The sequence below is a fragment of the Thioclava sediminum genome, assembly GCF_002020355.1.
GTDB lineage: Bacteria > Pseudomonadota > Alphaproteobacteria > Rhodobacterales > Rhodobacteraceae > Thioclava > Thioclava sediminum.
In genome coordinates this window covers 115,985-127,765 of record NZ_MPZV01000003.1, presented here as the reverse complement: position 1 = coordinate 127,765, position 11,781 = coordinate 115,985, and the positions used below count along the sequence as shown (strand labels likewise).

Below are 11,781 nucleotides of genomic sequence, written 5' to 3'. Positions count from 1 at the left end.
TTCAAAACTCTTCCCAGTCTTCAGCTGAAAAGGTGGTACCGCGCGGAGCGGTTTCGCCCACCGCTTGCGGAAGTTCACGGCCTCCTTCGCTTGCCTGAACCCCATGTTGATTTTGCGCCGACAGAGTGCTCTCGCCTTCGTTCGACGTCGCCCGCATACTGACTTTGAACTGGGCAGTGATGTCGCGCAGGGATGTCGCATTTGTCATCAGCGCGTGACTGGCGGCGGTCGTTTCTTCGAACATTGCTGCGTTTTGTTGCGTCACCTGGTCCAGCTGATTCACCGCGGTATTTATCTCTTTCAGCCCCTCTGCCTGCTCATGGGCACCGCCCGCTATTTCAGAGACACGTGCCGAAATATCGACGACAGCGTTAAGAATTTCCGTGAGCGCACGGCCGGTTTCGCCGACGAGGCCCACGCCTCGGGTCACCTGTTCGCTCGACGCGGTGATCAGGGTGTCGATTTCGCGTGCGGCTTCGGAAGACCGTTGCGCGAGGGCGCGTACTTCTGAAGCGACAACGGCGAAACCGCGACCCGCTTCACCGGCGCGCGCAGCTTCGACACCAGCGTTGAGCGCAAGTAGGTTGGTCTGGAATGCAATCTCGTCGATCACGCCGATGATCTTGGAAATCTGCTGTGAGCTGGTTTCGATTTCGCTCATCGCCTGTATGGCCTGCTTGACCACTTCACCAGAGGTTTCCGCGCTGCTGCGGGCTTCTGATACCACCCGATCCGCTTCGGCCACGGCTTGCGCCGAAGTCGTGACAGAGGATGAGAGCTGATCTAGTGCGGCTGCGGTTTCTTCAAGCGTCGCAGCCTGTTGCTCCGTTCTCCGGCTGAGGTCGTCAGAAGCAGAGGCGATTTCACTGGCCTCAGTGTCGATCGCCGCAGCGTTGTCGATGACCGAGAGGATCGCTGCCGCAAGGTTTTGCGCCGCAGCGTTGAAATCGTTGCGCAACGCCTCGTATTCCTCCGAGAACTCCGTGTCGAGCGTCAGGCTCAGGTCGCCGCGCGACAGGGCCGCAAGGCCGAGTTGAAGCGTCTCGACGACGGACTTTTGAGCCTCGAGCATTTTGAGATTTCGCTGTTGTGCGGAGGCAAGCGCGGCTTCCGCGACGGTCACGTCACTGGCCATGAGCACGATCTTCATCAAGCGCCCTGCTTTATCCGAGATCGGATTGAGCGAACCGTCAAGCAGAAAGGTATTGCCCTGTGGGTCCTTTATCGAAAAGCGGGCTGTGACGGGCTCACCGGCGGCAATCGCGGGCCAAAGATCACTTCCATCAACCGTGCTTAGCCAGTCCTTCAGAGGGGCCCCCACGAGGTCTGGTGCCTGAGCGCCGAGGAGCGATTGCAGATTTGCGTTCATCCGAACGACCATCCCGGCAGGATTGGCCTCGCAAAAGAGCTGACCTCGCTCGATGGCCGCGATGAGGGCATCCTTCATCCGTCGCTCCGTCACGTCACGCCACTCGACCACGAACCCCGCCTGATTGCCCTGCCCATCGACGAATTCGGTGACGTCGACGCCAAAACGACCCTCGCCAACCTTGATATCGACATGAAGGGGCAATTGAGTTGGATCCCCAAGCAACGCACGAGCATGTCCCCGATTGGCGTGAAAATCATCCATCGAGCGGCCCACAAGATTCTTGGGGTCAAGGTCAGGACTGACAACGAGAAACTCGTCGATCCGCGACTCGACCAGATCGACGAGCGCGCGATTGACATGGGTGATACGGAAGTCGCGATCGACGATCATCAGGGCGGCGGAGGCGTTGGCATAGGCTGCGCCCTGGCGCGTGGCCTCGCGTTTGATCCCTTCAGACTGATCAAGCTCGTCGCGCAGGTTGCTTAGCGCGGTGGCGATTGCGCCGACTTCGTCGCCACGGCGAGTCTGTGCGATCTCGCTCGCGTAATCGCCTCCGCTGATCTTGCGAATGGATCTTTCGAGGCACTTGAGAGGGCTGGAGACGGATCGTGCCATCCAGGCAGAAAGGGCCGCCAATAGAAGGATGAGCCAAGAGGCGTTGAATAGCATTGCACGTGCAAGTGACGTGGCAGGAGCGAACAGCTCCGCACGGTCTTGCTCGACGACCGCCCAATAGGGCTGATCGAATACAGTGACCTTCTGGGTTCTCTCGATCGCTGGATGCCCATGCAAAGAGATCACCTCTTCCTGCGCCTGTTCTACAGCACTCACGGTAGCCGCGGGCAAAACCTCCCCCGGTTTTGGAGCGTTGGCCGGAAAGCGCAGATCGCTCATCAGCCTCCCTTTCTCGTCAATCAGGAAACCTTCACCGGTCGCGCCGATGCCGCGCGGGTTGGCCATGATCCCCCCGAGTTCGGCCATTGGCTTTCGCAAGACCACAGCACCGAGCTTGAGACCATTTCCGCTTCGCACGGGGCGCGCTGCGAAGAACCGACCCTTGGCAAACTCGAAATGCGGGGGCGAAACGGCGACGGTATCGGCCGCCACCATGCCCGTCGGCGCGCTCAACCAATCCAGCGCAGCGGTCGCGGCCTCGATCAGCCCCGCCGGTTCATCCGCAAGCGCGTGACCAATCGCGCTGTGATCACGCGCGGCAAATACAATGCGACCGTCACGATCGATAAGATAGAAATCGCTCAGGCCATTCTCGGCCAAAATTTGATCGATGGCGGGTCCATAGCGGTCGAGTAGCAGGCGGTAGTCCCGGAGCGGGCCGCTCACCTCGCCCTCGGACGCACCGGCCTCTGCGGCCCCGGTCCGCAGGCTTTCGATGGCGGGAGGATCGAGCCGGTTGAGGCTCTTGGTGAAATCGTAAAGCGCCCGCGCCGTGTCGGGATTCGCGGCGATCGTGCGGGTATTGGAGGCCAGTGTCTGCGCCCAGTCCTCCGCGAGGGCGACGCGCGCGGCCAGCGTTCGCGAGAGCCGCTGCGTCCCTTCGCTTTCCAACAGTCCGTAGGCGGTACGATAGGCTGAAATTCCCATGATGGTCAGCGCGACCATGGCAATCGCCACCAGCATCAGCGGCAATTTCAGTCCAAGTTTCAGATTGTCGAGAAAGCGCATCAACGTCCTCCGGCGAACTGCGGCAGCGACCCGACCTATCGGGGCAATCGCGATCACCTTCAGGCGAAGAGTTGAAGATTCCTCTAATTTCCGAAAATTTCCCGCACACTGCCCCCCAAGGGGCTCAGACGCCAAGCAGCGCGGCGCGCAAAAGTCCCGATCTGCGGCGGAATTCCGACAGCGCCAGCGCACCCGGCGCAAGCGGGTCTTCTATGACGCGCGCGCGCGCGAGGAGCGCCCGAGCCTGCCATCCCGGAAGAAGTGCTGCCTTCGCCGGTCCCAGACGCAGCTTGCGGGCGGGTTCGAGTCGCACTTGGCCCTCCGCCGCGAGCTGATGCAGCGTTGCGATGTCCGGTGCGACAAGCGGTGGACGCCCCCGCGCGACGAGATCGGACCATGCCTGCAGGAGCGCCGCGAGCCCGGCGCCTGCACCGAAACTGCGCACGGTGATTTCCGCTTCCTCAGGCGCGCCGAGCGCCTCGGCGGCGGCCCAGTAGAGCGCGCCCGAGGTCTGATCGAGATAGGCCCAAAGGCTTGAAATATCGTCGAAAGGATCGGGCCAGCAATCGGCACGACGGGCTTCGGCCGCGGCAATCAAATGGCGCGCGGGTTGTGCCACCGAGACAAGCGCCGGGCCGATCTCATGCGGCGGTTCGCGGCCCTCGGACAGAGCCTCCAGCGCATCGACCCACCATTGCAGGCGCATCTCGGCGACCATCGGCTCCGACGACGCCCAGGGCGCACGCGCGATCTCGAGATTGGCAGCGTAGAGCGGCCAGAGACGGTCGCGCAGATCCGCGGGCGCGGCCATGGTGGCGGCGAACCGGTCGGGATCACCCTGCCGCACGGCCTCGGCCGCCGCTTGAAGGGACGCGGCCAGATCGCTCATGCCGGTTTCGCCCCGTCGCGCATCAGCTTCCAGATCATCGCATCCAGCAGCGCCTCGAAACTCGCGTCCACTATGTTCGGCGACACGCCCACGGTCGACCAGCGCTGGCCCGCATCGTCTTCGCTGTCGATGATGACGCGGGTGACGGCCTCGGTGCCGCCTTGGGTGATACGGACGCGGAAATCGACCAGTTTCATGTCGTCGATCAGGCTTTGATAGGGGCCGAGATCCTTCGACAGCGCTTTCGAGAGCGCATTCACCGGCCCGCGGTCGTGGCCCTGCTCGTCCATGCTTTCCGAGACCGAGAGCATCTTCTTCCCGCCGACTTTCACCACCACGACCGCCTCGGAAATCGAGACCATCTTGTCGTAGCGGTTCTTGCGGCGCTCCACCGTGACCTTGTAGCGCTTCACCTCGAAGAACTTCGGCAACTGCCCGAGTTCCGCTCGCGCGAGCAGCTCGAAACTCGCCTGCGCCCCGTCATAGGCATAGCCCTGATCCTCGCGCTCCTTGATCAGATCGAGGATACGGGCGAGGCGCGGATCGTCCTTCGCGACCTCGATCCCCATGCCTTTCAGCCGCGCACGCAGGTTCGACTGGCCCGCCTGATTGGACATCGGGATCAGCCGCGTGTTCCCCACCACGGCGGGGTCGATATGCTCGTAAGTGTCTGGATTTTTTAGGATCGCCGAGGCATGCAGCCCCGCCTTATGGGTGAAGGCCGAGGCGCCGACATAGGGCGCGGAGCGCAGCGGCACACGGTTCAGGATATCGTCGAGCTTGCGCGAAAGCTTGGTGATGTCGCGCAGGTTTTCGGGCGCGATCCCGGTGTCGAGCGTCGAGGCGTAGGGCTCTTTCAGCAGAAGCGTCGGGATCAGCGTGATCAGGTTTGCGTTGCCGCAGCGCTCTCCCAGCCCATTCAGTGTGCCTTGGATCTGGCGCGCACCGGCCTCGATGGCCGCGAGGCTGCCAGCCACGGCGTTGCCGGTGTCGTCATGGCAATGGATGCCGAGACGGTCGCCGGGAATGCCCGCCGCGATCACCGCTTCAACGATCTTGCCGATCTCGCCCGGCAGCGTGCCGCCATTGGTGTCGCACAGAACGATCCAGCGCGCGCCGGCCTCATAGGCCGCGCGGCAGCACTCCAGCGCATAGTCGGGGTTCGCCTTGTAGCCGTCGAAGAAATGCTCGGCGTCGAACAGCGCCTCGCGACCTTGCGCCACCATATGCGCAACCGAGGCGCGGATATTCTCGAGGTTTTCCTCCAGCGTGATCCCGAGCGCGGTGGTGACGTGGTAGTCATGCGTCTTGCCGACGAGGCAGACGGCGGGCGTATTCGCGTTCATGACGCCCGCGAGCACGTCGTCATTCGCGGCGGAGCGCCCTGCCCGCTTGGTCATCCCGAAGGCGGTGAACGTCGCCCGCGTCTCGGGCCACGCCTCGAAGAAATCGCTGTCAGTCGGATTCGCCCCGGGCCAGCCGCCCTCGATATAATCGATACCAATCCCGTCGAGCGCCTTTGCGATCTCGATCTTCTCAGGCACCGAGAACTGGACGCCCGCCGATTGCTGCCCATCGCGGAGCGTCGTGTCGTAGAGATAGAGGCGTTGTTTGGTCATTGGTTGCCTCCGTCGAGGTTACGTTCCGCCCGGCGGCACGCCGGGCCGCGCCCGACCCGCCCCCCAGGGCGGGCGCGATTGCGCCCCCCCTCGGGTCCGGCGCGCCCCTTGTCGCTGTAGCCGCGCGCCATCACAGGCCCTCCAGCTTCGCGGGGTCGAAATCGGGTCCAGGCAGCAGTTCGACGCCATCCTTGGACATGCGCACTTCGACGCCTGCGGCGACGAGCGCCTGTTTCATTGCATCGACCGGCGCGAAATCTTTGGTTTCCATTGCCTCTTTACGCATTTCGGAAAAGCGATTGTACAGTTCGGTCATTCGATTTGGGTTCTCCGATGCCTCGTCTCCTCGAGTGGACATCCGAAAACCTGAAGAAAATTCGTTGGAGGAAGCTGCGAATTGGAACTGCGAGAATTTCTGTACCAAGGCTTGGTCGTCAAATCCCAAGAGCCGAAGCGCCCCAATGAGCTTGAACTCATCTCGTTCTTTCAAATACTTGCGCACGAGGGAGAGTGCCAGCGACGTATTAAGGTCATTTGAAAGCGCGTCAATGAACTCTTGAGGCGGCTTTGCATATCGCCTGCCAATCCAAGGCTTCGTAAGAGGATCCGCTGCCAAGAACTCTGCAATGCGCCGCAAAGTCCTCTCAGCCTGCCGCGCCTTCTCCGCCGTCCAATCCATCGGCTTGGTATAATGCGTCTGCAGGAACACGAAGCGGATCACCTCGCCCGGAATACCCTTCTCGCCGTCATGGCCGTCCAGCAGATCCCGCACGGTGAAGAAATTCCCCAGGCTCTTGGACATCTTCTTGCCCTCGACCTGCAGCATCTCGTTATGCAGCCAGTAGTTCGCGAAGGAGCCCTCGGGATGCGCGCAGCAACTCTGCGCGATCTCGTTCTCGTGGTGCGGGAATTGCAGGTCGATGCCGCCGCCATGGATGTCGAACGACGCGCCGAGCAATTCGTAACTCATGGCCGAGCACTCGATATGCCAGCCCGGACGGCCTCGACCCCACGGGCTCTCCCAGCCCGGCAGCCCCTCGTCGGAGGGCTTCCAGAGCACGAAATCCATCGGGTCTTCCTTGAAGGGCGCGACCTCAACCCGGGCCCCCGCCATCATGTCATCGACCGTCCGACCGGACAGCGCGCCGTAATCCTTGTAGCTGCGCACCCGGAACAGAACATGCCCCTCGGCGGCATAGGCGTGACCATCTTCGATCAGCGTTTCGATCATCGCGATCATCGCGCCGATGTAGTCGGTCGCGCGCGGTTCCTGATCGGGACGCAAGGCGCCGAGCGCGTCCATGTCGGCATGATACCAGCCGATGGTTTCCTCGGTCCGCGCGCGGATCAGCTCTTCCAGCGACCCTTCGGCCCCGGCTTCCTTGCGCGCGAGCGCCGTCGCGTTGATCTTGTCATCCACATCCGTAAAATTGCGCACATAGGTGACGTGCTCCGGCCCATAGACGTGGCGCAGCAGCCGGTAGAGCACGTCGAACACCACCACCGGACGGGCGTTGCCGAGATGCGCGCGGTCGTAAACGGTCGGGCCGCAGAGATACATCCGCACGTTGTCGGCATCGATCGGACGAAAATCCTCGACTTTCCGGGTCAGGGAATTGCGCAAACGGATCTGGGTCATGTGTCCTCGCAAAGGGTCGGCGGCACCTGCCGGCGGGCTTACAAGGTCATGAGAAATTTGGAAAGAGAAGACCGGCCCGCGTGACGTATGTCAGCGGATAATGCAGCAGATGATGATGGTCTTCGTGGTCATGGCGGCAGCATAGGACGCAGCGTGCCCGAAGGTCCAGAGCAAAAACGACCGGGTACGACATCATAGAAAAAGGCGGCCGAAGCCGCCTTCCAAATACTTTCTGATCAGTGCCTTACAGGCCGATCTTCATTTGATTTCGACGTCGTCCATCGCCTCGACGATCATCAGGTCGCGCTCGGATGCGCCTTTGGCATGGGCGAGCGCCGCCTGATACTCGTCGGAGTAGTAGCAGGTTTCGGCCGCTTCCAGAGACGGGAACCAAGCGACGACATTGCGCGCGCGGTCATTGCCTTCGAGCTGCACATAGCGCGCGCCACGGGCGAGGAACCGTCCGCCATGTTTCGCGATCGCAGGGCCCGCGCCCTCGGCGTATTTGCCATAGGCCTCGTCGTCGAGCACCTTCACATGGGCGATCCAGAATGCGCCTGCCATTACAATCCCTCCAGAACAGTTTTCACGGCCGCGATGGCCTCATCGGCTTTCGACGGATCGGCCCCGCCGGCTTGCGCCATATCGGGACGACCGCCGCCGCCTTTGCCGCCAAGTGCCTGCGCTGCGGCTTTCACCAGATCGACCGCGCTGACGCGCTCGGTCAGGTCCTTGGTCACGCCAGCCGCTACGGCCGCCTTGCCGCCCGCATCGGCCACCACGAGGATCACGCCGGAGCCGACATTCTCTTTCAGCTCGTCCACGATCCCCGGAAGGTCCTTGCCGGTCACACCGGAAACAACCTGAGGAACGAACTTCAAGCCGTTGATTTCGCTGATATCCGGACCACCGGAGGCACCGCCGCCCATCGCAAGCTCACGACGAAGCTGCGCGATCTCATTGGCCAGCGCCTTGCGCTCGTCGAGGATCGCCTGCAGACGTCCGAGCAGATCGGCCTCGGAGGTTTTCACCAGCCCTTCGATCTCGCCCAGCAGCTTGTCGCGGCGGCGCAGCTCGGCCATCGCGATATCACCGGTCAGCGCCTCGATCCGACGCACGCCCGACGAGGACGCGCTTTCGCCGGTCAGGACGAAGGTGCCGATATCGCCGGTCCGCTTCACATGGGTGCCGCCGCAAAGTTCGAGCGAATAGACATTCCCGTTCGTGCCTTTGCCGGAATTGGCCAGCTCGCCCATCGAGACGACACGGACCTCATCGCCGTATTTCTCGCCGAACAGCGCCTGCGCGCCCAGATCGCGCGCGTCATCCGGCGTCATGATCCGAGTATCGACCTGCGTGTTTTGGCGAATGAATTCATTCACTTCGCGTTCGATCTTCGCGACTTCCTCAGCCGAGAGCGCCTTGTTATGCGAGAAATCGAAGCGCAGACGGTCCTCGGCATTGAGCGAGCCGCGTTGCGCCACGTGATCACCCAACGTGCGGCGCAGCGCCTCGTGCAGCAGGTGCGTGGCCGAGTGGTTCGCGCGGATCGCGCTACGGCGCGCGTGATCGACTTCCAGCTTCGCGCCCTGCCCCTTGGCGAGTTCGCCCTCGGTGACGCGCGCGAAATGGATGAAGACGCCCGCGACTTTCTTGGTGTCGGTAACTTCGGCTTTACCCGTCTCGGTCACAATCCAACCGCGATCGCCGACCTGACCGCCGCTTTCGGCGTAGAATGGGGTCTGGTTGACCACGATCTGCACTTCGCCGGTGGCTTTGCCGATCTCGGCTCCGTCGGTCACGAGCGCGGTAATCTGACCTTCTGCGGTCTCGGTGTCGTAGCCCAGGAATTCGGTCGCGCCAAGTTTCTCGGACAGGTCGAACCAGATCGCGGCATTGGCCGCCTCGCCGGTCCCGGACCAGCTGGCGCGCGCCTTCGCCTTTTGCTCTTCCATCGCGGCATCGAAGCCTTCGGTGTCGACCTCGCGCTCGCGTTCGCGCAGCGCATCCTGCGTCAGATCGAGCGGGAAGCCGAACGTGTCATAGAGCTTGAACGCAGTCTCACCCGGTAGCCTCTCCCCTTCGGGCAGGTCCACAAGCGCCTCGTCGAGCAGCTTGAGCCCGCGATCGAGCGTGGTCTTGAAGCGGGTTTCCTCGCCCAGAAGCGTCTCTTCGATCAGCGCTTGCGCCCGGCCGAGCTCGGGGTAAGCCGCACCCATCTCGCGGATCAGCGACGGCACAAGACGGTGCATGACCGGATCCTTCGCGCCCAGCAGGTGCGCGTGACGCATCGCGCGGCGCATGATCCGGCGCAGAACATAGCCGCGCCCGTCCGCCGAGGGCATCACGCCATCCGCGATCAGGAACGAGGTCGAGCGCAGGTGATCCGCGATCACGCGGTGATGAACGTTGCCCGGCCCGTCCGGCGCGCCATCGGTCGCGTTGGCCGAAGCCTCGATCAGGTGGCGCATCAGGTCGGTGTCGTAGTTGTCGTGCTTGCCCTGCAGCAGAGCGCCGATCCGCTCGAGCCCCATGCCCGTGTCGATCGACTGCATGTCGAGCGCGCGCATCGAGCCGTCCTCGAACTGCTCGTTCTGCATGAAGACGAGGTTCCAGATCTCGATGAACCGGTCGCCATCTTCCTCGGGCGAACCGGGCGGGCCGCCCCAGATATGATCGCCGTGATCGAAGAAAATCTCGGTGCAGGGGCCGCAGGGACCGGTCGGGCCCATTTGCCAGAAGTTGTCCGAGGTCGGGATACGGATAATCTTCTCGTCGGGCAGACCTGCGACCTTCTTCCAGATATTCGCCGCCTCGTCATCGGTGTGGTAAACCGTGACCAGCAGCTTGTCCTTCGGAATGTCAAAATCCTTGGTCAGCAATTCCCAGGCGAACGGGATCGCGTCTTCCTTGAAATAATCCCCGAAGGAGAAATTCCCCAGCATCTCAAAGAACGTATGGTGGCGCGCGGTGTAGCCGACATTGTCGAGGTCGTTGTGCTTGCCGCCGGCGCGCACGCATTTCTGCGCGGTCGTTGCGCGGTTGTACTCGCGCTTCTCCACCCCGGTGAAGCAGTTCTTGAACTGCACCATGCCGGAATTGGTGAACATCAGCGTCGGGTCGTTGCGCGGAACGAGGGGCGAGCTGTCAACGACCCGGTGGTCGTTACGCTCGAAATAATTAAGGAAAGTGGAGCGGATTTCGTTAAGGCTGGGCATATCGTCCTGTCTCGCCTGATCGGGCATGTTCGGTCCCGTTTAACGCCGCCCCTTGCCCCTGTCCAGCAATCGCAAAAAGGCCGGGAGACGACGCTCCCGGCCTTTGCATGAATTTGCGGTGACGATCAGTCTTCGGTCAGCGCGTCATCTTCGGACAATTTGTCGAATTCGAGCCCGTGGCTGGCGCGAATCTTGTCTTCGATCTCATAGGCGACATCGGGGTGTTCGCGCAGGAAAGTCTTCGCGTTTTCACGGCCTTGGCCGATGCGTTCATCCCCGTAGGAATACCAGGCGCCAGCCTTGTCGACGACCCCGGCCTTGACGCCCAGATCAACCAGCTCGCCCATCTTCGAGATGCCCTCGCCATACATGATGTCAAACTCGACCTGCTTGAACGGCGGGGCCACCTTGTTCTTAACCACTTTCACGCGGGTCTGGTTGCCCACCACCTCATCGCGATCCTTGATCGAGCCGATACGGCGGATGTCGAGACGCACGGAGGCGTAGAATTTCAGCGCGTTGCCGCCCGACGTCGTCTCCGGCGAGCCGAACATAACCCCGATCTTCATCCGGATCTGGTTAATGAAGATCACCATGCAGTTCGAACGCCCGATCGAGGCGGTCAGCTTGCGCATCGCCTGGCTCATCAGACGGGCCTGCGCGCCCACGGTGTGATCGCCCATATCGCCTTCGATTTCGGCCTTCGGCGTCAGCGCCGCGACCGAGTCGACCACGACGAGACTGACCGCGCCGGAACGCACCAGCGTGTCGACGATTTCGAGCGCCTGCTCGCCTGCGTCGGGCTGCGAGATCAGCAACTCGTCGAGATCGACGCCAAGCTTGCGCGCATATTGCGGATCGAGCGCGTGTTCAGCGTCGACAAAGGCGCAGACGCCACCCTTCTTCTGCTCTTCCGCGATCGCGTGCAGCGTCAGCGTCGTCTTGCCCGAGCTTTCCGGCCCATAGATCTCGACGATCCGGCCTTTCGGCAGCCCGCCGATGCCGAGCGCAATATCGAGGCCCAGCGAGCCGGTCGAGGTCGCTTCGATTTCCCGCGCGGGCGTGTCGCCGCCGAGCTTCATGATCGAGCCTTTGCCGAATTGCCGCTCGATCTGCGCCAGCGCCGAGTCGAGCGCCTTTTGCTTGTCTGCCTTGGGAGATTTATCCATATCGAAAAGCTTCGCTACTGCCATTTGTCCGCTTCCTTATTTCACAGCGACGGCTGGTCGGCAATGCGACGCCCTCGCGCGGATGTTCACCTCATGTTCTGATCGCACTATGCGCACAGAACGTGAACATTACAACAAAATTTTCCACAACTCACTGAACCGCCAATTCGGTTAAGAAACGGTTTACCCGCG

Annotated in this window: 7 protein-coding genes; all 7 read right to left on the bottom strand. The window is 62.2% G+C overall.

What is annotated here, in order from left to right; translation table 11 throughout:
* Position 1 precedes the first annotated feature (1 nt).
* Positions 2-3,055 carry a methyl-accepting chemotaxis protein gene (locus BMI91_RS12920; RefSeq protein ID WP_078605245.1) on the bottom strand — a complete coding sequence of 1,018 codons (3,054 nt, stop codon included), beginning with the start codon at positions 3,053-3,055 and terminating at the stop codon, positions 2-4.
* 124 nt (positions 3,056-3,179) lie between these two features.
* A complete protein-coding gene (locus BMI91_RS12915) occupies positions 3,180-3,944 on the bottom strand; it encodes a squalene/phytoene synthase family protein (protein WP_078605243.1) in 765 nt (254 codons plus the stop codon).
* Positions 3,941-5,563 carry a citramalate synthase gene (cimA, locus tag BMI91_RS12910; RefSeq protein WP_078605241.1) on the bottom strand — a complete coding sequence of 541 codons (1,623 nt, stop codon included), beginning with the start codon at positions 5,561-5,563 and terminating at the stop codon, positions 3,941-3,943. Before cimA ends, BMI91_RS12915 begins: the two co-directional genes overlap by 4 nt.
* A 130-nt stretch (positions 5,564-5,693) precedes the next feature.
* A complete protein-coding gene (gene cysS, locus BMI91_RS12905) occupies positions 5,694-7,202 on the bottom strand; it encodes a cysteine--tRNA ligase (RefSeq protein WP_078605239.1) in 1,509 nt (502 codons plus the stop codon).
* A 258-nt stretch (positions 7,203-7,460) separates the two neighbouring features.
* Entirely contained in the window at positions 7,461-7,766 is a 306-nt protein-coding gene (locus BMI91_RS12900) for a DUF1330 domain-containing protein (protein ID WP_078550499.1), read from the bottom strand.
* The gene (alaS, locus tag BMI91_RS12895; RefSeq protein ID WP_078605238.1) at positions 7,766-10,420 is read right to left on the bottom strand and encodes an alanine--tRNA ligase; all 2,655 of its coding nucleotides are present in this window, start codon (positions 10,418-10,420) and stop codon (positions 7,766-7,768) included. Before alaS ends, BMI91_RS12900 begins: the two co-directional genes overlap by 1 nt.
* A gap of 125 nt (positions 10,421-10,545) precedes the next feature.
* Positions 10,546-11,613, bottom strand: a complete 1,068-nt coding sequence (gene recA / locus BMI91_RS12890; RefSeq protein WP_078523378.1) for a recombinase RecA — start codon at positions 11,611-11,613, stop codon at positions 10,546-10,548.
* Positions 11,614-11,781 lie beyond the last annotated feature (168 nt).

Coding starts and splice junctions, on each gene's coding strand:
- cimA (WP_078605241.1), bottom strand. CDS start 5,563: ATGACCAAACAACGCCTCTATCTCTACGACACGACGCTCCGCGATGGG.
- cysS (WP_078605239.1), bottom strand. CDS start 7,202: ATGACCCAGATCCGTTTGCGCAATTCCCTGACCCGGAAAGTCGAGGAT.
- BMI91_RS12920 (WP_078605245.1), bottom strand. CDS start 3,055: ATGCGCTTTCTCGACAATCTGAAACTTGGACTGAAATTGCCGCTGATG.
- recA (WP_078523378.1), bottom strand. CDS start 11,613: ATGGCAGTAGCGAAGCTTTTCGATATGGATAAATCTCCCAAGGCAGAC.
- alaS (WP_078605238.1), bottom strand. CDS start 10,420: ATGCCCAGCCTTAACGAAATCCGCTCCACTTTCCTTAATTATTTCGAG.
- BMI91_RS12915 (WP_078605243.1), bottom strand. CDS start 3,944: ATGAGCGATCTGGCCGCGTCCCTTCAAGCGGCGGCCGAGGCCGTGCGG.
- BMI91_RS12900 (WP_078550499.1), bottom strand. CDS start 7,766: ATGGCAGGCGCATTCTGGATCGCCCATGTGAAGGTGCTCGACGACGAG.